The sequence below is a fragment of the Paenibacillus sp. VTT E-133291 genome (assembly GCF_002264395.1).
GTDB classification, from domain to species: Bacteria; Bacillota; Bacilli; order Paenibacillales; family Paenibacillaceae; genus Paenibacillus_AQ; species Paenibacillus_AQ nitricinens.
This window is the reverse complement of the sequence record NZ_NFVA01000037.1, coordinates 1-22544: the sequence shown is the minus strand read 5'-3', so window position 1 is coordinate 22544 and position 22544 is coordinate 1. Positions and strand designations below refer to the sequence as shown.

Annotated in this window: 26 protein-coding genes and 1 riboswitch; of the genes, 10 read left to right on the top strand and 16 right to left on the bottom strand. The window is 43.5% G+C overall.

The window, feature by feature from the left end; all coding sequences use genetic code 11:
- Positions 1-80: 80 nt before the first annotated feature.
- The gene (locus tag CA598_RS15885; RefSeq protein ID WP_094877142.1) at positions 81-1043 is read right to left on the bottom strand and encodes a phosphotransferase family protein; all 963 of its coding nucleotides are present in this window, start codon (positions 1041-1043) and stop codon (positions 81-83) included.
- Between the two features lie 129 nt (positions 1044-1172).
- On the opposite strand from CA598_RS15885, the gene fabV reads away from it, so the two are divergent.
- On the top strand, positions 1173-2363 hold the full coding sequence (fabV, locus tag CA598_RS15880; RefSeq protein ID WP_094877141.1) for an enoyl-ACP reductase FabV: 1191 nt from the start codon (positions 1173-1175) through the stop codon (positions 2361-2363).
- A 23-nt stretch (positions 2364-2386) separates the two neighbouring features.
- On the opposite strand, the gene CA598_RS15875 is transcribed toward fabV, so the two are convergent.
- From CA598_RS15875 to CA598_RS15855, 5 genes are all read right to left on the bottom strand, one after another.
- The gene (locus CA598_RS15875; protein ID WP_094877140.1) at positions 2387-2644 is read right to left on the bottom strand and encodes a DUF2164 domain-containing protein; all 258 of its coding nucleotides are present in this window, start codon (positions 2642-2644) and stop codon (positions 2387-2389) included.
- A gap of 97 nt (positions 2645-2741) precedes the next feature.
- Positions 2742-3710, bottom strand: coding sequence for a sugar phosphate isomerase/epimerase family protein (locus tag CA598_RS15870; RefSeq protein ID WP_094868614.1), 969 nt, complete (start codon positions 3708-3710; stop codon positions 2742-2744).
- A 26-nt stretch (positions 3711-3736) separates the two neighbouring features.
- A complete protein-coding gene (locus tag CA598_RS15865; RefSeq protein WP_094877139.1) occupies positions 3737-4813 on the bottom strand; it encodes a Gfo/Idh/MocA family protein in 1077 nt (358 codons plus the stop codon).
- A gap of 22 nt (positions 4814-4835) precedes the next feature.
- On the bottom strand, positions 4836-5933 hold the full coding sequence (locus CA598_RS15860; protein ID WP_094877138.1) for a Gfo/Idh/MocA family protein: 1098 nt from the start codon (positions 5931-5933) through the stop codon (positions 4836-4838).
- On the bottom strand, positions 5926-6699 hold the full coding sequence (locus tag CA598_RS15855) for a sugar phosphate isomerase/epimerase family protein (RefSeq protein WP_094877137.1): 774 nt from the start codon (positions 6697-6699) through the stop codon (positions 5926-5928). Before CA598_RS15855 ends, CA598_RS15860 begins: the two co-directional genes overlap by 8 nt.
- A 320-nt stretch (positions 6700-7019) precedes the next feature.
- On the opposite strand from CA598_RS15855, the gene CA598_RS15850 reads away from it, so the two are divergent.
- Positions 7020-7838, top strand: a complete 819-nt coding sequence (locus CA598_RS15850) for an AraC family transcriptional regulator (RefSeq protein ID WP_094868610.1) — start codon at positions 7020-7022, stop codon at positions 7836-7838.
- A 109-nt stretch (positions 7839-7947) separates the two neighbouring features.
- Here CA598_RS15850 and CA598_RS15845 read toward each other — a convergent pair whose 3' ends face one another.
- Together CA598_RS15845 and CA598_RS15840 are read right to left on the bottom strand one after the other, a co-directional pair.
- The gene (locus tag CA598_RS15845; RefSeq protein WP_094877136.1) at positions 7948-8679 is read right to left on the bottom strand and encodes a class I SAM-dependent methyltransferase; all 732 of its coding nucleotides are present in this window, start codon (positions 8677-8679) and stop codon (positions 7948-7950) included.
- Positions 8680-8740: 61 nt separating this feature from the next.
- Positions 8741-8947: a hypothetical protein gene (locus CA598_RS15840; protein ID WP_094877135.1), complete on the bottom strand. Its 207-nt coding sequence runs from the start codon at positions 8945-8947 to the stop codon at positions 8741-8743.
- Positions 8948-9092: 145 nt separating this feature from the next.
- On the opposite strand from CA598_RS15840, the gene CA598_RS15835 reads away from it, so the two are divergent.
- A complete protein-coding gene (locus CA598_RS15835; RefSeq protein ID WP_042187527.1) occupies positions 9093-9773 on the top strand; it encodes a TIGR00266 family protein in 681 nt (226 codons plus the stop codon).
- Positions 9774-10141: 368 nt separating this feature from the next.
- Here the strand turns inward: CA598_RS15835 and CA598_RS15830 are convergent, their stop codons facing one another.
- Positions 10142-10615, bottom strand: a complete 474-nt coding sequence (locus CA598_RS15830) for a Fur family transcriptional regulator (RefSeq protein ID WP_094868664.1) — start codon at positions 10613-10615, stop codon at positions 10142-10144.
- A 322-nt stretch (positions 10616-10937) separates the two neighbouring features.
- Here CA598_RS15830 and CA598_RS15825 point away from each other — a divergent pair, with 322 nt between their 5' ends.
- A complete protein-coding gene (locus tag CA598_RS15825; RefSeq protein WP_094877134.1) occupies positions 10938-11600 on the top strand; it encodes an S-layer homology domain-containing protein in 663 nt (220 codons plus the stop codon).
- A gap of 93 nt (positions 11601-11693) precedes the next feature.
- Here CA598_RS15825 and CA598_RS15820 read toward each other — a convergent pair whose 3' ends face one another.
- Genes CA598_RS15820 through CA598_RS15810 form a run of 3 tightly spaced genes read right to left on the bottom strand, consistent with a single transcriptional unit; the run spans position 11694 to position 14018 of the window.
- Positions 11694-12446 (bottom strand): amino acid ABC transporter ATP-binding protein, encoded by a 753-nt coding sequence (locus CA598_RS15820; protein WP_094868606.1) that lies wholly within the window; start codon positions 12444-12446, stop codon positions 11694-11696.
- A 14-nt stretch (positions 12447-12460) separates the two neighbouring features.
- The gene (locus tag CA598_RS15815) at positions 12461-13129 is read right to left on the bottom strand and encodes an amino acid ABC transporter permease (RefSeq protein WP_094877133.1); all 669 of its coding nucleotides are present in this window, start codon (positions 13127-13129) and stop codon (positions 12461-12463) included.
- A 52-nt stretch (positions 13130-13181) separates the two neighbouring features.
- Positions 13182-14018, bottom strand: a complete 837-nt coding sequence (locus CA598_RS15810) for an amino acid ABC transporter substrate-binding protein (RefSeq protein ID WP_094877132.1) — start codon at positions 14016-14018, stop codon at positions 13182-13184.
- Positions 14019-14241: 223 nt separating this feature from the next.
- Positions 14242-14345, top strand: a riboswitch (TPP riboswitch).
- A gap of 39 nt (positions 14346-14384) precedes the next feature.
- On the opposite strand from CA598_RS15810, the gene CA598_RS15805 reads away from it, so the two are divergent.
- From CA598_RS15805 to thiE, 6 genes are read left to right on the top strand one after another with little or no spacing between them, the layout of a single operon-like run.
- Complete coding sequence (locus CA598_RS15805; protein WP_256990517.1) at positions 14385-15275, top strand: ABC transporter ATP-binding protein; 891 nt, start codon at positions 14385-14387, stop codon at positions 15273-15275.
- Positions 15256-16029 carry an ABC transporter permease gene (locus tag CA598_RS15800; protein WP_179283682.1) on the top strand — a complete coding sequence of 258 codons (774 nt, stop codon included), beginning with the start codon at positions 15256-15258 and terminating at the stop codon, positions 16027-16029. The genes CA598_RS15805 and CA598_RS15800 overlap by 20 nt, the downstream gene beginning before the upstream one ends.
- On the top strand, positions 16026-17060 hold the full coding sequence (locus CA598_RS15795) for an ABC transporter substrate-binding protein (RefSeq protein ID WP_094877131.1): 1035 nt from the start codon (positions 16026-16028) through the stop codon (positions 17058-17060). Before CA598_RS15800 ends, CA598_RS15795 begins: the two co-directional genes overlap by 4 nt.
- A 40-nt stretch (positions 17061-17100) precedes the next feature.
- Complete coding sequence (gene thiM / locus CA598_RS15790; RefSeq protein ID WP_094877130.1) at positions 17101-17895, top strand: hydroxyethylthiazole kinase; 795 nt, start codon at positions 17101-17103, stop codon at positions 17893-17895.
- A gap of 21 nt (positions 17896-17916) precedes the next feature.
- Entirely contained in the window at positions 17917-18747 is an 831-nt protein-coding gene (thiD, locus tag CA598_RS15785) for a bifunctional hydroxymethylpyrimidine kinase/phosphomethylpyrimidine kinase (RefSeq protein ID WP_094868601.1), read from the top strand.
- The gene (gene thiE, locus CA598_RS15780) at positions 18728-19393 is read left to right on the top strand and encodes a thiamine phosphate synthase (RefSeq protein WP_094877129.1); all 666 of its coding nucleotides are present in this window, start codon (positions 18728-18730) and stop codon (positions 19391-19393) included. Before thiD ends, thiE begins: the two co-directional genes overlap by 20 nt.
- Here thiE and CA598_RS15775 read toward each other — a convergent pair.
- The 4 genes from CA598_RS15775 to asd all read right to left on the bottom strand — a co-directional run bounded on the left by CA598_RS15775 (position 19374) and on the right by asd (position 22078).
- Positions 19374-20066: a pseudouridine synthase gene (locus CA598_RS15775; RefSeq protein ID WP_094877128.1), complete on the bottom strand. Its 693-nt coding sequence runs from the start codon at positions 20064-20066 to the stop codon at positions 19374-19376. The two genes, thiE and CA598_RS15775, sit on opposite strands and share 20 nt — an antisense overlap.
- Positions 20067-20179: 113 nt before the next feature.
- Positions 20180-20362, bottom strand: coding sequence for a DUF3934 family protein (locus CA598_RS15770; protein WP_094868598.1), 183 nt, complete (start codon positions 20360-20362; stop codon positions 20180-20182).
- A 115-nt stretch (positions 20363-20477) separates the two neighbouring features.
- Positions 20478-20876 carry a hypothetical protein gene (locus tag CA598_RS15765; protein WP_094877127.1) on the bottom strand — a complete coding sequence of 133 codons (399 nt, stop codon included), beginning with the start codon at positions 20874-20876 and terminating at the stop codon, positions 20478-20480.
- A 116-nt stretch (positions 20877-20992) separates the two neighbouring features.
- Positions 20993-22078 carry an aspartate-semialdehyde dehydrogenase gene (gene asd / locus CA598_RS15760; protein ID WP_094868596.1) on the bottom strand — a complete coding sequence of 362 codons (1086 nt, stop codon included), beginning with the start codon at positions 22076-22078 and terminating at the stop codon, positions 20993-20995.
- Positions 22079-22544: the final 466 nt, after the last annotated feature.

Genomic DNA, 22544 nt, shown 5'->3' with positions numbered 1-22544 from the left:
CAGCCGTTCAAATATAAGAACTCTCCCCTACTGTTGCTCAGCCTCCCTATCTTTCATATTGTAGTTGTGTCAAAAATATGTTAATTCATGAACCGCTTCCAGCCCTCAAGCAGATTATCATGCGCCCACTTCAGGTGGCCCTGGCTATCGTACTTACGCGAATAACACTCGATGAAGTAAATTAAGTCGATATATAAGTCGTAGAGTTTTTTACGGGCACATTCATTTGGACTGTCGAAGCTATCTCCGTAACCTCTGCAGAAATGCTCTGAATTCTCAATATAGCGAAAATAATATTCCATAAGGGGATCGCCCCAAAGTGCCCGTTCCCAATCAATCAATGCAACAATGCGCCCCTCTCGCACAAACACATTGCCATCCCATAAATCCCAATGTATTAGACGAGGCTTAACGACTGCGTCCATAACATGTAAGCGAATTTTGATCTCTGCCTCAACAGATTCTAACGGAATGGGCATTTCTACCTTTAAACGACGTGCATCTTCAAGCAGGTTCATTATCAAATGCTTAAAAGTTTCCCGCCATGAAGTTCCTTTTACGGGTGTGGACGCACTAAATAATCCGAAACGCTCACCAGGAATTTCATTAATTAAACGGGAATAACGACCTAACTCTTCCTCAATACTCATTCTCTGCTGCGAACTTAGCTCTTCCTTAATTTCATTATAAGGCTGGCCAACTATTTTCTCCATGAAAAAAAACTCACTTGAAATCATTTCTTTACTGTTATCATAAGCGTATACCCGTGGCACAGGTACTGTCCCATTTGACTTCATCAGTCGCATCGCCGCAACCTCTACAGACATAATATCATGTTCGTAACTAAGGGTGTCTGCTTCAGCTGACGGTGCTATCTTAAGAATCATGTCTCTTCCATCTGATAATAAAAGGTCATATGCTGCGTTAAAGTAGCCACCTGTCAGTTCAGTACTTCGCTGAATGCTCACATGACTTCCAAAAGTAGCACCTACCAAATCACTCTGTTGCTCTGTCGTTAATTTTGTTTTAGTAAAGCTCTCCAAGATCTCACCACCATAATGAAATAAGTATCAAATAATAAACAACCCTTCTCCATTTGATTGAAAATTGTTAAAATTAGAACAAACGAGTCTCATTAGCCCGCTTTTCATGAAAGAGAGGAAACGATTAACATGATTATTAAACCTAGAACACGCGGCTTTATTTGTACTACCGCACATCCGCAAGGTTGCGCTCGTCAAGTAGAGCGGCAAATCGAATATATCCAGACACAACCCGAAATCAAAGGACCACGCAAGGTGCTTGTCATTGGCGCCTCAACAGGATATGGCCTCGCCTCACGGATTACAGCCGCCTTTGGGGCTGGAGCCAGTACAGTAGGCGTCTACCGCCAGAGCAGCAGCAACGGAGCCCGTACAGCCTCTGCTGGATGGTACAATTCAGCAGCCTTTGAGGAACTTGCAGAGAAAGCTGGACTTCAATCCTACAGCGTAACCGGTGATGCCTTCTCCAAAGAAACTAAGGATAGAACTATACAGCTGATTCGCAGTGAATTGGGACAAGTTGATCTAGTCATCTACAGCGTTGCTTCTGCCCGTCGAACAGATCCTGTGACGGGTGAAGTTTATAACTCCGTAATTAAACCTATAGGCGATACCTACACGAATAAAACCGTAAACTTTCATACGGGTGAAGTCAGTCAAATTTCTATTGAGCCCGCTACAGACAAAGAAATCAATGATACTATTCGAGTGATGGGTGGTGACGATTGGCAGCTTTGGATGGAAGCACTTCATCAAGCCGGAGCTTTGGCAGATCATGCTACCACCATCGCATTCTCATATATCGGGCCGGAGATCACCCAGTCTGTATATCGGAAGGGAACAATTGGACGTGCAAAAGATCATCTAGAATTAACAGCACACACTCTTAACAATCAACTATCAAGTATAAACGGTCGGGCCTATGTAGCAGTTACGAAAGGACTGGTCACACAGTCTAGCTCAGCAATTCCTGTCGTCCCCCTATACACTTCTGCGCTATACAAAGTCATGAAAGAGCAAGAACTTCATGAAGGTTGTATTGAACAAACCTATCGGTTGTTTGCAGAACGTCTTTATGCGATGGAAGGGACTCCTGTGGATGAAGAAGGGCGTATCCGAATCGATGACTGGGAGATGTCCCCGGATGTACAGAATCAAGTGGCTCAAATCTGGGATGAACTCACGACAAACAATATCTACGAATTGACAGATCTAGAAAGCTACAAACAAGAGTTCTTCCAGTTATTTGGATTTGAGACCGAGGGTGTAGATTATGAAGCTGAGACTGATCCAGACGTAGCGCTTATCAATCAGCGGTAAACAACAATACATTATGTTGGTGACTATCTTCTAGCAGAGGTCAGTGGTTGCTCAAGTGCATACAATTCTTCTTCAATGGAAATCATCTTTTGCTCAATCACTTTACGGGCATCTGCCAGTGCCTGATTATAAATATGAGGTGAGAGTTCTTTGAGCATAAAATCAAGAAGATTCTCACTTGCTAATTGGCCAATTTCGCTAGATAGCTCCGTTTCAAAATAATCCTGAATACTGGATGTAACTTGTAGTTTGTGTTCTCTCTGTATTTTTATCGGCTGCATGATCGTCCTCCAATTTGTATGGGTTAAATTTCGGATTATTAATACAGGAAAAATGACGTGCTTACGCACGTCATTTTTTATATTCTATGCCCTTAATCTATACCCACCACATTTCTGCTAGTGGCTCCTCAATTAATACTTGTTGAAGATTACTTACCGCTTTGGAGAAGCCTTCTTCCACAGACATCAATCCATCTTCATGCTCAATACTGACCACATAATCGTATCCTACCAAACGAAGAGCGCTCATAATATCAGCCCAAGTCTTAAGATCATGTCCAAAACCAACCGAACGGAACTGCCATGCACGGTCAAGCATTTTGGTATAGGATTGCATATCTGTTAAGCCATGCATATTAACATTGACTGGATCAATAACTGTATCTTTGGCGTGGAAATGATGGATTGCGCCTTGGCGTCCCAATATATGAATCGCCTGCACCGGATCAATTCCTTGCCACCACATATGGCTCGGATCAAGGTTTGCTCCGATTACCTCACCCGCAGCTTCTCTCAAACGCAGTAAAGTACCCGGTGTGTGAACAGAGAATCCGCCGTGGAGCTCAAGACCAACCTTCACATCATGCTCTGCGGCAAAGGCTCCCCATTCAGTCCAGTAAGGGATCACTTTATTCTCCCATTGCCAATCCAGAATTTCTTGATAATCATTTGGCCATGGAGCTACCGGCCAGTTCGGATACTTGGCACCCTCATGATCACCTGGACAACCAGAAAACGTATTAACGACTGGAACACCTAGCTTCTGCGCCAATTTGACCGAGTTCACAAAGTCCTCATGATCCTTCTGGGCAAGCTCTTTTTGTGGGTGTAGGGGATTTCCGTGACAGCTCAGTGCACTGATCGTTAATCCACGGGATTCCACAGCATGTTTGAATTCTCTCAATGCTGCCTCATTCTCGAGAAGCATCTTAGGATCACAATGACTGTTACCAGGATTGCCTCCTGTACCAATCTCTACCGCCTTTAGTCCTTTGGACGCTACATAATCAAGAGCATCCTCCAGCTTGCGACCCCCAAACAAGACCATAAATACTCCAAGTTTCATTGTAAGTCACCTCTTTTGCAAATAGTTTACTTACCTTCACCATACATATCGAAGTCTTTGAGCACTTGATTCTTCTCAGCAGATTCAAAAATAGCCTCAATCAAATTCTGAACACGCATGACTTCAGCATTCTTAACAATGGGTTCAGCTGTCCCCTCAATTACGGCTGCGAAATTGTCATAGAAGCTAGAACCTAGCTCCGCAGGTTGAGGTAAAGCTTCTGTAATCGTAGCCCCTTCCGAAGGAGGCGCCATCGTTTTAGTTAATCCGACACCTGCACGTATAGGCTTAGGCTCGATCTTTTCGCCTTCATTGTTTCTGGTTACTAAACGTCCAGTTAAAGACCAATCTTCGATAATACCCGTTCCTTCAATACCCTTCACATACCATCTAGGCAGCGTAATAAAGTTAGTTGTCCCAACCTCAATGATAGCTTTTATTCCATTCTCAAATTGCAGGATGGCTTCAAAGCCATCATCTACATCATTGCCTAGAATAAAGCTCAGACTGCTGCTCACACTGATGACTTTGCTATCGATCATAAATAAGAGCTGATCTAATAAATGAACGCCCCAATCCAGCAGCATTCCTCCACCTTGTGCCTTGACATGGCGCCAGTCTCCTGGAATACCATTCGCTCCGTGTACGCGAGATTCAAGCTGGAACAATGAACCAATGGTCTCTTGATCATACATTTTTTTGATCGTTAAGAAATCCTCATCCCACCGTCTGTTCTGATGTACCATGAACACACGTCCTGCTGCATCTGCAGCGGCCAGCATTTCTTGAAGCTCTACCTTCGACATAGCGACCGGCTTCTCACAAATAACATGTTTGCCAGCTTGTAGCGCACGTACAGCGATTACTTTGTGTACATCGTTTGGTGTCGCAATAAGAACAATCTCAACTGCAGGATCTGCTAATACTTCTTCATAACTTTCATATACCTTGTAACCAGCATTGATGGAGTCCGCACGACGTGCTTCAAGCAAGTCGTATGTCCCTACCACTTCAAGGGAGTTAGTCTCCTTAATTAATTTCGCGTGATAACTTCCCATTCCACCAAAGCCAACGATGACTACGGAATGTATCTTTGAGCTCATGACTTCCACTCCTACTTCCCTATTAATTATCTGATGTGCCGTCAAAATACACAGCGCGACCTGTACGTGAAGATTCATAAATAGCTTCCAAGATTTGAGTAACAACGAGGGCCTGCTCAGGTTTAACTACAGGTTCCTTGTCTTCTCTAACCGCCTCAAGCCACAAGCGAGCTTCACGATCAGATTCATTTTCCTGTCCTCCATCAAAGAACGCTACTCCACCAGCAGACAAGTCTACTTTGGTCTCATACAGACGTCCACCACGGTCACCGTTTAGGCGCAGACCATCCTTCATATCTGCACCACCTTCTGTACCTGCAAGAAGCGTCTGAGCTTCTCGATACTCAGATACATTTAGTGCCCAGCTAGATTCAAGTACAATTGTAGCACCATTTTCCATGGTAATAAATCCAAAAGCTGAATCTTCTACCTTAAACTGCTCAGGATCCCAAGGACCAAAGGCATTTCCAGCATTCTTTCGGTTACTCAGTTTATGGAAAGACGAACCCATAACACTGCGTGGTTTATAATTATCCATCATCCATAAAGTAAGATCAAGTGCATGCGTACCGATATCGATCAGTGGGCCGCCGCCTTGCTTTTCTTCATCCAGGAACACGCCCCAAGTAGGAACCGCACGACGACGAAGGGCAATTGCTTTTGCATAATAGATATCACCTAGTTCGCCGTTTTCGCAGAGTGCTTTAAGGTATTCACTATCCGAACGATAACGGTTCTGGTAAGCGACAGACAACTTCATCCCCGTACGCTTCGCAGCATCCAACATTTCTTGTGCTTGGGCAGTGGTTTTAGCCATTGGTTTCTCGCACATTACATGGTTACCTGCTTCCAATGCAGCGATAGTAATCACGGAGTGACTGTCATTTGGTGTACATACATGAACAATATCAAATCCGCCAGCTTTCAAAAGCTCAGTGTAATCTGTATAAACAGCAGCGCCTTCAGCGCCATAAGTCTGAGCGGCTTTCTGTGCACGTTCTTCAACGATATCGCAGAAAGCTACCATTTCAGCATCCTTCTGACGTGACAAACTTGGCATATGTTTTCCATTTGCGATACCACCGCAACCTACAATAGCAATTCTCAACTTATTAGACATTAACTTTTCCTCCTTGATTTGCGTATGCTTTTACCCATTTCAAACTATCTTCTACACTTTCTAATGGTGAACGACTGCAGAAATCCTGCTCTACTACCGCCCACTCCACATTCGCCTGTACAGCTGCATTTAAAATTGCAGTAAGGTTCACTTCACCTTCACCTAGTACTACAGTTTCTGGAGAGCCGTCTTCATTTTTCTTCAAATCCTTCAGATGGATGATCGGCAGTCGACCTGCGTATTTATTGATATATTCAACTGGATCATAGCCTGCATGATGTACCCAGCAAGTATCCATTTCCACTTGCAACAGGTCAGCCGGCACCTCTTCAAACAATCCATCAAAAGCAGTACGGTCACTATCACCATATTTATCAGTTAACTCGAAATCATGATTGTGATACAGAAGAACTGCTCCGCCCGCTTTACACTTTTCTCCAATAACCTTCAGATTCGCGGCAACCTCTTCATAGTTACGTTGTTCTTCTGACAAATAAGGAACAATCAAATTTGGATTTCCAATCTCAAGATTGTAAGAGATCTCTGCTTCTGTATCATTCAACAATGCGTCATATGGACGATGTGCGCCGAGCGCGACCAGTCCAAGCTCATTTAGCAATTGTTTAACTTCTGCTGCGGTGCGGCCGAAATAGTGGAAAAACTCTACGCCTTTATATCCAAGGGCTGCTACCTTACGCAGTGTCCCTTCAAAATCCTGTTCCAGTTCTTCTCTAAGCGTGTACAATTGCAGACCTATCTTCAGCATTTTCTAATCACTCCAATGGGTTTAGGGTTAGCTTACTAATTCATTTAAACTTCTTTCTGCTGCTCGTCCCCAAAGAGATCAACAGCAGCAATCACTTGAACAATAATGCTGTTGTAGAATTGACTAATCTGATTCCCATTAGTTTCCTTCAACTGCCATTCTTGTTTGCATAGCTAATATCGACTCCGTATAGCGTAGATGGTCGATTTCTTTCTTTATTGCTTAGGTACATAGTAATATGAAAGCGTATATAATAAAATGAATAATATGATTAAAACATGAACAATCTGATTATCATTTCTAGTCATCAAGGAGGACATATGAATCAATCTACTACCTGTCACGTTTTATCCGCTGGATTTTCCTTTCACCGCAAACCTTTCCATATGTCACATAGCCATGGAAATCAGAACTATTTAATTCGTCTGCAAACAGAGGGCCGAAGCCGAGCAATGATCGACGGTGTGATGACACCAGTGGAGAGCGGCGATATCATGCTGTTTGCTCCTAATGATCCTTACTATTTAATTATTGATAAGGAAGAGTATCCTGTAGGTAAGCCGCGCATTGAAAGCGGAGATTATCATATTTTTTGTGAAGGCACTTGGATTGTTGAATGGTGGGAACGTGCTCAGAGACCCTCACTCTTAAGTGTGCCACTGAGTGAGAATTTCCTCGGCTTATTTCGTCAGCTGATTCTTGAGCACAGACGTCTTTCCGATTTCTCACCAGCGATATCTGCCTGTTATTTGCAAATCCTATGTATGGAAATCGACAGACTCATTACAGATCAGCCAGCGATTACGCCTAAAGGCTATCTAGCATACCGAATGAAGCAATATGTTGAGGAGCATGCAACCTTACCTTTTCTGTTGGAGGATGTTGCCGCAAATGTAGATATTTCCGTCTCCCGTGCCGTTCATTTATTTAAGGAGGCCTTTGGGACCAGTATTATCAAATATGTAAATGATGTCCGGCTAGAAATGGCAAGAGAACGAATCACCTTCAGTCCAATGCCGCTGGAGCAAGTAGCAGAAACCTGCGGTTTCGCAAACTATACTTATTTTCACCGTGTATTCCGAAGTCGTTTCGGCATGTCCCCTAGACAATACCGTGTACACAGCAGAACTCAAGTATAACAAGAGATAAGGCGAATCAATAAAAATAGGGCTATCCCTGAAGTAGATAAACTCCTACTAGGATAGCCCTTGCTTCTATATTCAAAGCATAGGCATGTTAATGAGATAATTATTCTTTTTGAGCTGAAATAATCAGGAACATCGGTCTGCGATCCTCGTCCTTCATCCACGGATCATTGCTCATCTCATCAGAAGGCTTAGGCTCTTTAACTGCTTTGATAGCAAACCCGGCTCCAATCAAGTCATTGAAATAGGTTGAGATTGTGCGATGATATTTAATCACATTTTCTGTTAAGAATGTCGTTTCACGCAATCCCTCAGACTGATAATGATCTACAGGCCAATGGAGACGATTGCCTTGGTCATCCACATACCAGTCCTGTTCATTTCGAGAAGTAAAGATGGGATGCTCCACTGAAAATATAAAACTACCGCCTGGCTTAAGATAAGCATGAACCTTGCGACAGATGGCTTCAAAGGACGCTACATAATGCATGGCCAATGAACTAATGACCACATCAAATTGTTCGCTCGCAAATTCAATATCCTCAATCGGCATCTGGATATAAGAAATAGCTGGATCATCTGTTTTTCCACGCGCTTCTTGAAGCATTTTTCCAGAGATATCTACGCCAACGACTGAGCTTGCCTGCTGCTCGCGTGCATATAAACAATGCCAGCCAAACCCGCAGCCTAAATCAAGAACACTTTTATTATGTAAGTCTGGGATCAGAGGTTGTAATACATGCCATTCTCCAGCTGCTTCAAGCCCGCCAATGGAACGAGGCATTTGTTTATAGGCTGAGAAGAAATTCGTATCGTCGTATTTATTTTGTTTCATTAGTTACACATCTCCTATCCTTTATGTATTCAATCAGTATATTCTTAGTGATATATTCATTTCAAATGGCCAAACAAAAAGGAGCATCATCTTGGAAGATCCGCTCCTTGTGTTTGTTCTTATTCAATTGCTGTTGTTTGCTCGGCATTAACCGTACATGCTGTGAAATGGCGCTATAATCCCTATTGGATCTTCGACTTTGAGCTGCGCACCAGATACCTGAGCGCTCTGCCTTTAACAAGGCTTTTTGAGTCTTGGTTCGTGCCATGTGGCACCACTCTCCTATTCATTGATGAACTATCAGACAGCTATAGTTTAACATAATACAGACTATGAGCGCAGCCAGAATTCCGTTACAATGAGATCACTGCTTGTTTTCTAACTTATCTAAATAGATTCGGAGGTTATTAGTGATGAAATACGATGTTTTGTACGAGGGTGCTTTTGCAATGTTGAAGGTATATTTGGACCCCGGCGAAAGTGTTAAAGCTGAGATGGGCGCAATGGTTGCCATGTCTCCTAACGTAGAGTTAAAAGGAACGGCTGATGGAGGCGTGATGCGGGGTCTGGGAAGAATGCTGAGCGGTGAAAAATTCTTCTTCCAGGAACTCAGAGCTATCCGTGGTCAAAGTGAGGTCCTACTGTCTCCAGGATCATTAGGTGATATCCAAGCTATCGAATTAGATGGTTCTTATAAGCTGTTAGTTCAAAAAGACGGATTCTTAGCCGGAACGGAAGGCATTCAAGTAAATACCAAAATGCAAAATTTAACACGCGGACTTTTCTCTGGCGAAGGCTTCTTCATTGTAGAAATCAGCGGCAGAGGAACGGTATTCCTGTCCTCCTTCGGAGCGATCCACGCCATTAATTTAGCACCAGGTGAAGAGATGATTATCGACAATGGACATCTCGTCGCTTGGCCAGATTATATGGACTATAAGGTAGAAAAAGCAGCCTCGGGTTGGTTGAACAGTTTAACCAGTGGTGAAGCGCTTGTCTGCCGATTCCGCGGAGAAGGTGTAATCCTTGTTCAGAGCCGTAACCCTGGGAGCTTCGGAACGTGGATTAAATCCTTCGTACCCACTCGAAGCTAAAAAATGACATAGGCTTTCCCAAAAAGCAGGATTTCTTTCTTTTAACTGTTTAAAACGCAACATAGCGCTTCTCCGGTTTTTAAGAAGCACTGCTTTGCGTGCGAATTAAGGAATATCTCCCTATAACTCAGAAATTTCTGCGCATTTGAATACTAATTAGGGAAACTCTCCCTATAATTCAACTGATTTGTTGTGAAATATAGATTTTCCGCCGATTTATAGGGAGGATTTCCCCATTTCCATTCATATTGGCCAATTATCACTACTTTAGACGGAGTTTTTCCCTAATTACTTTCCAAAAAAGAAGCTGCCCCCTAAGCAGTATTCACTACTTCTGAGACAGCTTCTCCTTTTAGTTAGAAAGCGGCTTATGAAACCGCTTTGTTTGCTTTTTCTTTTTTACAGCCTGTTCGTTTACATGTGTCATAAGTGCCTTTGAAATCAAGGCGGTGATCCGTGACGTTAAAGCCGTATTCACGTTCCACTCTTTTCTCCAGCTCCACTAGCCAGTCATCCTTAATTTCCTCCAACCTGCCACACACGCTGCATATCAAATGATGATGCATGTGAGAATGATCATTCCCCCGCAGATCGTAACGAGCGACTCCATCTCCGAAGTTCATCTTTTCTACAATGTGAAGCTCGCATAAGAGCTCAAGTGTACGGTATACCGTTGCCAGCCCTAAATGCGGATAGCTGAGCTTAACAAGCATATATACTTCTTCTACGCTGAGATGATCTTTCTCATTGTCGAGCAATATGTTCACTATGGCCTCACGCTGGGGCGTTAATTTATATTTTTGCGCCGCAAAAAGCTGACTGATATTTGAAATTTGATCCATTTGATTTCCTACCTTCCCGGAATGATTTAACATCCGTATCCACTGAGACGCACCCATTTATGCATCAAAATATAAAACGTAAATAGTAATCGTTACGATATAATCATATCAAAATTAGTCACGAATGAATAGAGCCTGACATCATTATAACATTTTAGCTCTCTTATCCAAAGTTTCTTTCACCTTTTCCTGCCTATTTTTCTACCAAAATCTACTTTTTCGTGAAATATTGTAGGTTTGACCGCAACCTTTCCATATTTTTCTGCGTTAAAGGAGTTGATAGCGGCCACGAGGCCTATCCTTACAACGAGGTGAAATAAACATGAATATGAAAAAAAGAACATTAGCCGCGATTACAACCGTTACGATTCTCTCCTGCTCTTTGGGTGGCCAAATATTTGCAGCCGGAAACACCTTTAAGGATATTGACAATATAAACGGCAAAGAAAAAATTATTTCTTTAAAAAACCAAGGCTTGATCAAAGGGGTTAGTGAATCCCAATTCTTGCCCAGCTCCAAAGTAACAACAGCACAAGGGATCCAGTTCATTTCGGGTGGTCTCCAGCTTAGTCTTGCGGCTATTGATTTCAACAAAGCTCCCGTTGCTAGTGGCTTGTTCACGAAAGTCAAGGATAAAGCTTGGTACGCTGAAGCTTTTATTAATGCGTATTACAATCATGTCGAGCTTCCTAAGGATATTGATCCAACCAAAACAATAACCAAAGAAGAGTTCACCAATTATCTAGTGCAAGGGGTCGAAGGCATTGGGAATCTGCCGATGATTAATATAGTGCCCGTAGATATCGCTGACGATGCTGCGCTGAATCCTTCTTACCAAGGCAGCATTCAACGTTCGCTTAAATACAAGATCAATAGTTTAGACGCCAATGGGAAGTTTAATCCGAAAAGTGAAATCACTCGCGCCGAAGCTGCGATTATGCTCTATAATGCTTTGGAATTCCTGAAGACCGGTCTGAAATCCTAACCGATAAGCGGCATTCAACTGATCTGATTGAACACACGAAAAAGCAGTCCAGGAATGTTCCTGAACTGCTCTTTTTTACGACTTAATCTTCTTCTATATCTCTTCTCCACTAATTCTGTTCAGAAATTGCAGCGCACGAGGATGCTGCGGATGCTCAAGAACTTCTTGCGGAGTCCCTTGCTCTAGAATATGGCCTCCATCCATCAGAATGATCCGGTCAGCCACATCAGCAGCAAATTTCATCTCATGGGTCACTATCACCATGGTCATCCCCTCTGCCGCTAACTGTTTTATAACCTTAAGCACTTCCCCCACCAACTCAGGATCAAGCGCAGAGGTTGGCTCATCGAACAACAGCACCTCTGGATCTACTGCCATGGCACGAGCGATAGCTACCCGTTGCTGCTGACCACCTGACAGTTGATGCGGATAAGCATCCGCTTTGTCCGCCAAGCCAACTTTAGTTAATAACTTAAGGGCACGTTCGCGTGCTTCGTCCTTGGATCGCTTCTGGACCGTCACCTGCCCCTCCATTACATTGCCTAGTGCCGTCATATGCGGAAAAAGATTATAGGACTGAAAGACCATCCCTGTTTTTTGGCGTAACGCCAAAATGGACTTCTGGGGAATTTTCTTGTTATCCGTGAAATTAATTTTAATATCACTGAGCGATAAGCTTCCTTGATCAGGGACTTCAAGCAGATTAAAGCAGCGTAAAAGCGTTGTTTTGCCTGAACCCGATGGGCCAATAATGACCAGCACCTTGCCATGCTCCATTTCCAGATCAATGCCCTTTAATACCTGCAGCTCACCGAAGGATTTATGCAAATTAAGTATTTCAATCATAATTGTCTCCCCCTTTAGCTCGCAGAGTAACGACTCAGTCGTTTTTCCAAGTAGTTTTGCAGTGCTGACAACACAGAGCAGAACAATAAGTAGAATAATCCGGCTTCCGTATACACCAGCAGAGGCTCATACGTTGTAGAAGCTACCTGCTGCGCAGTTCTAAACATCTCTGTATAGGTAATGATTGCTGCCAATGAAGTGTCTTTGACTAAGCTAATAAAGGAATTCGATAACGGCGGTACAGAAACACGGGCAGCTTGTGGCAGAATAATGCGGCGCATTGCCTGGGTACGAGTCATCCCAACGGAGAAAGCCGCTTCCCACTGACCTTTATGTATCGACAGAATAGCCGCACGGATGATTTCCGATGAATAAGCCCCTACACTAAGCGTAAATCCAATGGTCGCGGCTATGAAAGGGTCGAGCACAATTCCCACTGCCGGCAAACCATAAAAAATAATAAACAGTTGTACTAACAATGGGGTTCCACGAATGACCCATACATAAAAGCGGGCGATTAGCTTCGGAAGTATCCACGGGGAGAGACGAGCCAGTGCTGTCAATATCGCTAAGATCATTCCCAGTGCAAATGATATCAATGCCAATGGAATGGTAAAAGCCACCCCAGCTTTTAGCAGGGGTAGCAGTGAATCTAAGAAAATTTGTATTTTGCGGTCATCCATTTTTAGACATCCTTTTTTTGGCTCCAAGCTGATAAGCTTCTGAACCCTTGAATTATTTTGAAACGTCAGCACCAAAGTATTTCTCAGAAATCTTTAAGTACGTGCCATCGCTCTTCATTTCAACAATTGCATCACTAACTGCTTTTACCAACTCTTCGTTGCCTTTTAAGAAAACAGCTGCGCTTTGTGAACCGTCAGGAATCTCATCTACTACTTTAATTTTCACATCAGGCTTTTGCTTTTTCAGGTCTAGATAAGACAAACCATCATTTACAGTCGCATCAATACGGCCTGAGGTCAATAGGTCCATCGCTTGATTGAAGCCATCTGTAGCTACAATTTCAGCCCCGTTCTCACGGGCGATATCAGACAGGTTACTGGTCAGAGATTGTCCGGCTTTTTTCCCCTTAAGATCTGCAAAGGTTTTGATATCCTCATTGTTTTCACTCACTATCAATACCGCTTTAGATACGATATACGGTTCGGAGAAATCATATTTCACTTTACGATCTTCATTAATGGATACTTCGTTAAAAATAACATCAAACCGCTTGGCATCCATCCCAGCAAAAATACCGTCCCACTGTGTCTCAAAAAACTCTGGTTCAACACCGAGACGCTTCGCTACTTCCTCAGCAATTTCTACATCAAAGCCGGTCAGTTTGCCCGAAGCGTCATGATAAGTAAAGGGTGCATAGGTCCCTTCTGTTCCTATACGCAATTTGCCGCTAGCTTGAACAGCTTCCAGACTGTTTTGTGCAGTGGCTGTATTTCCAGCATTCGTTCCAGCTGAAGAATTCTTAGACGTACCGGTATTCGAATTATTGCCGCAGGCCGCTACAAACACCACGGTTAACGCCAATAGAATAGTTAAACTTAGTTTTTTCATAATTAATTCCCCTCTCTTTACCCGGAATTCATCCGGTAAATTGTATACTACACTGGCCGCTGTATACCGTCAATGATTTTTTCCGATTATATACATCGGAATTGTAATATTAGGTAAATCTCTACCCTTATATTACCCATTCTTAGAATAATCCTTCACAAGATCCTCTCTTTACATCTCAGAAAGATATGGTATATTTATAAACAAATTAAATATGGACCTGTTATTTCACTAGGGGAGTCGGCCGACTGAGACGGAGCTTCAAGCTCCGGACCCTTGGAACCTGATCTGGATCATACCAGCGGAGGGAAGTGGAGCAGAATTTTCATCCCATGCATTTTAGTGTTCCTATGCAGAATGAACTTTTTGACCCATTTATTTCCCTTCGGAAATGAATGGGTCTTTATTTGTTTACAATCAATCACAAAACTTAAGCATACAAGAAGTTTATCCATCACAAAACGTTTAGGAGGTTCAATCATCACGACAATCCTATCCATTCAAAGCTTAACCTACTCTTTTCCGGAATCTGAACACCCCCCTGTATTTGCAGATCTATCCTTAGATATCAGCAGAGGAGAGTTTGTCTCGGTCATTGGGGCTAGCGGATGCGGAAAAAGCACGTTTTTCAAAACTATAGCAGGCTTGCTCGAACCCACTCACGGGCAAATAATAATTCATTCGAACCCGTCATCCTCTACTCGCTTAGGTCAGATCGCTTACATGCCTCAGCAGGATTTGCTGTTGCCTTGGAGAACCGTGCTCGACAACTGTCTTTTGCCCTGGGAGATTAAACCAACGTTTAGCAAACAACAGACGATCTCTCGCATTCAAGAAATGCTTTCACGTTTCGGTTTAGCCGATGTAGAGAGGGCATATCCCCATGAGCTGTCGGGTGGCATGAAACAGCGAGTCGCATTTCTACGAACGCTTGTAGCTGGTGGCGGGGCCGGTCTTATGCTGCTAGATGAGCCGTTTGGAGCGCTCGATGCTATGACCAAACGTGAGATACACCGTTGGCTATTGGAGCTTTGGGATGAGCTGGGTCAAACAGTGATGCTCATCACCCATGATCTAGAGGAAGCGCTATTACTAAGCGATCGGATTTATTTATTGTCTGGAGGAATCCATAGCGAAATCCAGGAGATTGTCGTTGATTTACCGAGGCCAAGACATTACAAGTTGAACTATGAACCCCGGTTTATAGCGTTACGGGAAGAGTTGGAGCGGAGACTGTATGCAGCCCATACCTTTTAAAAAATATGTAAACAATTACGTTCCCTTCATTCTACTGCTGTTGTTCATTCTTGTGATCTGGGAGTCAGCTGTTCGTCTTCACTTGATTCCAGCCTTTATCCTACCTGCACCTTCTTCAATAGGCATCGCATTGATCGAACACAGGCAATTACTCAGACCGCATTTATTGGCGACATTGCAGGAAATATGGGTAGGCTTTGTTCTCTCAGTTATTTGTGGTGCACTGCTGGGCACCGGAATGTACTTGTTTCGTCCCCTTGAAAAGGCCATCTATCCGTTCCTTATTATCAGTCAGACGATTCCGTTAATCGCACTATCCCCCATTTTTATTATGTGGTTCGGGTATACGCTGTGGAGCAAAGTGGCTGTTGTGTTTCTAACTGCTTTTTTTCCAGTCGTTGTGAGTACATATGACGGACTTCGTATAAGTGGTCAAGCCTACAAAGACTTATTGTTAACATTTGGCGCCAACCGCTGGCAACTGCTCGTTAAAACCCAAATCCCGCTGGCGCTGCCCTCCTTTTTCTCAGGACTAAAGCTATCCATTGTGTACTCCGTGATTGGAGCGACCATCGGCGAATGGCTCGGCGGCAGCAAAGGACTCGGTTACTTTAGCCGAAGGATGGCCGGAAATTTGCAAAGTGCCGAAATGTTCGCCGCTGTATTTCTGTTGTCCGCGCTTGGTATAGTGTTGTTTCTAATGATAGCTCTGCTCGAACCATTATTTTTAAAGAAAAGAGGATCTAAACAATGAATGATTTGAATTTCCAAAGAAAATGGCTTATTCCCGTATTTCTCATATGTTCAGTCCTAATCTTCACCAGCTGCGGAAAAGCATCCAATGTAAGCAATACTCCTGCTAATTCATCTAATAACGAAATTAAACAAACGCACAAGCTGACGATTATGCTCGATTGGTATCCCAATGCCGTTCACTCTTTTTTATATGCTGCTGAGCAGAATGGTTATTTCCAAGAGGAAGGTCTGGACGTAGAGATCCAAATGCCCGCAGACAGCAATGACGCACTGAAACTTGTAGCAGCGAATCAAATCGATTTAGCGCTTAGTTATCAGCCTCAGGTGCTCATGGCACGCAGTGAGAACATTCCAGTACGTTCGATTGCTGCGATTGTGAGACATCCGCTTAATCATTTAATGGTACCTCAGACTGGAGACATTCATAGTCCCAAAGACCTCACAGGTAAACAGATTGGGTATTCTTCCATTCCTCTTTATGAAGCCATGATTCGTACGATGATCCAAAACGATGGGGGTGACCCTAAGGCCAGCAAATTAATCGACGTAGGCTTTGACCTTATTCCGGCGATTGCGACGGGGCAAGTGGATGCCATTATGGGAGGGTTCATTAACCACGAACAATTAATCTTGGAAAAAGAAGGGCATTCCGTGAACTCGTTCAACCCCACGGATTACGGAGTCCCTGATTATTACGAGCTAGTACTTGTCGCCAGCGATCAAGGAATACAAAATTCTGAGTCCTATTTCAAAAAGTTTCTGAATGCAATTACTAAAGGACAACAATTTGTGCAGGAGAATCCGGAAAAAGCGTTGCATTTGCTGCTTGCACACGAAGATGAGACCTCTCCACTTGATAAGCAAATTGAAGAGAAGAGTCTGGCTATTCTACTACCGCTAATGAATGCGGGTGACCAAGATTTTGGATATCAAGAACCCGCGTCTTGGGAGAAGGTACGACAGTGGCTATCAGACAATGATTTACTGTCTACTGACATCAAAGCTGAGGATGCTTTTATTAATCTTTAAACATTAGCTATTCGCCCATAAAACTTGAGGAGGAATTATCATGTGTTATCTATCCAAAGTACGGGAATTCAATCCCTTGATCCACAATATCACCAATATCGTGGTAGCGAATTTTTCAGCCAACGGTCTTTTAGCGCTTGGAGCCTCCCCCTTTATGGCGGATGCTCACGAAGAAGTGGCAGATATCGCCGCATTTTCATCTGCCGTAGTTCTGAATATCGGCACACTGAATGACTACGCCATTCAATCTATGGTGCTCGCGGGACAATCTGCGAATAAGCACGGCGTTCCCTTAGTTCTTGATCCAGTGGGTGCGGGAGCCACTGCTTATCGAACAGCTGTCACTCAAAAGCTTGTGAATGAGATGCAAATTACCGCTCTACGTGGCAATGTGGCTGAAGTTGCCAATGTCATTGGTGAGAGCTGGTCTATCAAAGGGGTGGATGCTGGTGAAGGTGAGGGCGATGTCGTCGTCTTGGCTGAGACAGCTGCGCGGAAGTTAGATTGTGTGGTTATCATCACCGGAAAAGATGATGTCATCACAAATGGAGATAACACCTACATTGCCAGCAATGGTCACCCTATTCTAACAAAAGTAACGGGAACCGGTTGTTTGCTAAGTGCAGTAGTCGGTGCATTTCTTGCGGTAAGTGAAGGAGCATCTCTTGAAGCAGCAGTTGAAGCTCTCTCCTTCTATGGAGTGGCTGCTGAAATCGCCGCTGAACTAACGGCTGGACAAGGTCCGGGGAACTTTCAAATCGAGTTTCTAAATCAATTGAGCTTGCTCACAGCTGAAACTTACAAAGATAAATCAAAAATTAAACAACTCAGATAACAACCCTAAGGAGTGAACAGAATGACTATATCCAAAGCTTTAACTATAGCCGGCTCGGATAGCGGTGGTGGCGCTGGCATCCAGGCAGATCTAAAAACCTTTCAAGAGCTTTCTGTATATGGCATGTCCGCACTCACAGCTGTGACAGCCCAAAACACACTAGGAGTTCAGGGCGTATTTCCGTTGACACTGGAAGCTATTACGCAACAGCTTGATTCCATTGGAATTGATTTGAAGCCTGAGGCCGTGAAGACTGGGATGCTTTTTAACAGTGACATCATTTGTATCGTAGCAGAGAAGATCCAGCAATATGACTGGCATAATCTTGTAGTTGATCCTGTAATGGTTGCCAAAGGTGGCTCTACCTTGCTCCGGCAGGAAGCTGTTCACTCCTTAATCAGCCATCTGCTGCCCTTAGCATTGGTGACGACGCCCAATATTCCAGAGGCCGAAATGATTACTAACCGAAGCATCACCACCATCGAAGAACGTAAAGAAGCGGCTAAAATCATTCATTCCATGGGCTCTGACTATGTAGTGCTAAAAGGTGGGCATGATACCTCAACTACAGCGGTTGTCGATCTTCTATATGATGGTCAAGAGTTTATCTATATGGAGAGTACTCGGATTCAGACTAAACATACCCATGGCACTGGCTGCACCTATTCAGCAGCAATTACTGCTGAGCTAGCCAAAGGCAAATCCGTTGCTGAGGCCATTCAAACCGCCAAAGCTTTTATACAAGCGGCGATTGAAGATGAGCTGGGCATAGGGGCTGGACATGGACCTACGAATCATTTTGCATATCAGAATAGATTGCGAGGGATGAACCTTGAAGCAAATAGACAGTGATCAACTACGTAATTTATTAAAAGTCTATTTCATTATGGGTAGTGTGAATTGCGTTAAATCCCCAGCCAAGGTATTAAAAGAAGCCGTTGCTGGAGGCATAACAATGTTCCAATTTCGTGAAAAAGGTACAGGGGCATTAACTGCAGAGGTTAGATTTAATTTAGGAAGACGGCTTCAAAAGATATGTCGTGCTAACGGAGTCCCTTTTATCGTTAATGACGATATTGATCTAGCCATCGCCCTTGATGCGGACGGCATTCATGTTGGACAAGATGACACCCCCACGCTAGCAATCAGGCAGCTGCTTGGGGAGGACAAGATCGTTGGTGTATCCGCTCATTCGCTCGCCGAAGCCCAGCAGGCCATTGCAGATGGAGCTGATTATCTAGGGATTGGACCTATTTATCCTACCTCTTCCAAGGACGATGCCCAAGCCGTTCGAGGCACATTAGTCATTGAGGAAATACGAAACAGCGGCATTACGGTTCCTTTAGTCGGCATAGGAGGAATCACAGTGCACAATGCAGCACCAGTACTAGCTGCGGGTGCGGACGGTATCTCCGTTATATCAGCTATTGCGGGCGCTGAAGACATCACCTTAGCCGCCAGAGGATTTGTTCAAGAAGTTAATTTAAGAGGAACATAAGCTCACTCAGCTCTTCTCCGCTCAAATGACGCCATTGTCCTCGCTCCAAACTATCAAGTGTAATATTCATGATTCTTATTCGTTCTAGTTTAAGTACTCTATATCCTAACTCCTTGCACATTCTGCGTATTTGCAGATTAAGGCCTTGAGTTAGGATAATTCTAAACTCATCATCAGCGATCGGGTACACTTCGCAAGGTTTCGTTGTGACCCCAAGTATATCTACACCGCTAGACATTTCATGTAAGAATTCTGGCGACACTGGCTTATCTACGGTAACCACGTATTCTTTCTCATGCCCATTTTCGAAACGCATCATTTTGTTTACGATATCTCCATCGTTCGTTAATAAAATGAGACCTTCCGAGTGTTTATCTAATCTCCCGATTGCAAAGATTCGTGAAGGATATCCTACAAAATCTATAATATTCCCAGCCACATCAGGGGCTGCGGTACAGGTAATCCCGATTGGCTTGTTCAGCGCGAGATATACCAGCTCCCCTTTACTAGTCGTTATGGGCTCTCCATCTACGGATACAATATCCTCTGGCTCTATAAGATTATTCGCCTCACAGACAACTCCATTAACCGTGATTCGGCCAGCGGCAATTAGCCGTTTCGTTTCTCTTCTGGAACAAAAGCCAGTCTCGCTTATATATTTATCGATTCTCACAATGAACCTACTTTCTATTCATAAGCTTAGTCATATTTATCCAATAAAAAAACACCTGATTTTAACGATCAAAATCAGATGTTAACCTTCAGGAATAACCCAGTTCAAGGGAGCTATTTGGTGCTTCCGCTTTTTTTCACGTTATTGCCCTTGCTTCCACTTAGATCTTTAGCGCCTGGACCCGTGGTTGGAGCACCTTTTGCAGGTTTAACTGGCTTTGCTGTTTTGTTCCAGCGTGTCCAGCCCTTACTCCCCGTACCTCTGCCCGTGCCGCCACCTTTACTTTTTGCACCCATCATATCACTCCGTCAGTCATTCAGAATTCGTATAGTTTATACACTTCATCTATTTTACCACACTCTCAAACTTTCTGTTTAAGTAATAGCTCAGCTTCGTCTAACGATACTCTGATTAGTATTTAGCATCTTTATTCATTTCATAAATATCAAAGGTATCTTCATGTATTTCAATGGCGATGACAGTACCCTCTTTTTCGAAAAATTGTACATGCCCTAACCGCTTGTCCTCCAGCTCTACCCAGCCAGCATCCTCTAATTTATTAAAGTAGTGGTCAGGTCGATAGAGACCTTGTTCTCCCCCTATATTATCGAGTTCGTACTTTACGCCTATTTTTACATTAGGATTACTAGAAGTTGTCGTGACTTCGATTTCTTTGGCATTTTCCGGAATAGGAATTTCAGCATTTATGGAAGATAATCCATACTCTTGTACCTCTTGAGTTGATGATGTGCATCCGCTTGTGAATAGTATTAAAGGTAACCCTATAAAAGCTAATAAATATTTATACAAGTATATCAGCTCCTTCCCTGACTTATTTCACCAAATCAATCCATTAAAAAACACCCCACCAAAGACTAGGCTTTGATGAGGTGTCTATTTCGAATCCGCTTTATAGCTCACCCATTTTATTTAGGCTGAATATAACCTTCTGCTTTCAGAAGCTCAGCGATCAATACAGCACCGCCGGCTGCTCCGCGCAGGGTATTGTGGGAGAGGCCCACGAACTTGTAATCATAGATGGCATCTTCGCGAAGTCTGCCTGTCGACACGCCCATACCGTTCTCAATATCGCGATCCAGTTTGGTCTGTGGACGGTTCTCCTCTTCGAAATAAGTAATGAACTGTTTAGGTGCGCTAGGCAGCTCAAGCTCTTGAGGACGTCCTTTAAAACTCTTCCACAGGTTCAAAATCTCTTCTTTGGATGGCTTTTTCTCAAAAGAAACAAATACAGCAGCCATATGTCCATCTGCTACAGGCACACGGATACATTGCGAAGTAATGGTTGGCGCTTCACTTTTTACGATGCCTTCTTCTTGCACGCTTCCCCAGATGCGCAACGGCTCTTGCTCGCTCTTCTCTTCTTCACCACCAATGTAAGGAATTACATTGTCAAGCATTTCTGGCCAGTCAGCAAAAGTCTTACCTGCACCGGAAATCGCTTGGTACGTTGTAACTACAACTTTAGAGGGGTTGAATTCTTTAAGCGCATGAAGCGCAGGCACATAACTTTGAATGGAGCAGTTAGGTTTAACCGCAATGAAACCTGTTTCTGTACCCAGACGTTTTCTTTGCTGCGCAATAACCCCAAGATGCTCTGGGTTAATCTCAGGAATGACCATAGGCACGTCCGGCGTCCAGCGATGCGCAGAGTTATTGGAGATTACTGGAGTACCCGTACGAGCATAAGCTTCTTCGAGCGCTTTAATCTCTTCTTTTTTCATGTCTACTGCGCAAAAGATCAGGTCTACGTCCGCAGCTACTTCTTCTACCTTAGAAGCATCTTGAACCATAATATTCTTCACGTTCTCAGGCATTGGAGTGGATAGTTTCCATCTGCCCTTGGCCGATTCTTCAAACGTTTTCCCAGCAGATTTCGCGCTTGCAGCAATTGCAGTTACTTCAAACCAAGGATGATTCTCTAGAAGGGCAATAAACCGCTGACCTACCATACCTGTGCCGCCAACTATGCCGGCTCTTAGCTTTCTTGACATCAGAAAATACACTTCCTTTTGATTAACTGTCCTATCTTGAATAATAGGCTGATAATTAATGATATACGGCTCGGGAACATTTGGCGAGTGTTAACATCAAAATAACATTAAAAATTTTATTTTGTTAACTGATAATATAGAGCTTCACTACGACTCATCGAGCAAATAGCTGCACTTAGTACAATTATAATTGTATTTTTTGCTCGGACAACACTTTAACTGCATTCTGTACACCTATTTTCCGGTAAAATAGTGAAAATGCCCTCTACGCGAGCTTTTAGATGTATGAAATACAGTTAAATCTCATTTGCCCAGCATTTTATCACATATAGTTGTACGAAATACATCTATATGCGATAAGTGACCAGAGTTAGTTGATCAGCAACCCGTTTCGCGATTAGCGATTAGCGTTCTGCGGTTGCGTTCTGCGACAGCGTTCTGCGGTTGCGTTCTGCGGCAGCGTTCT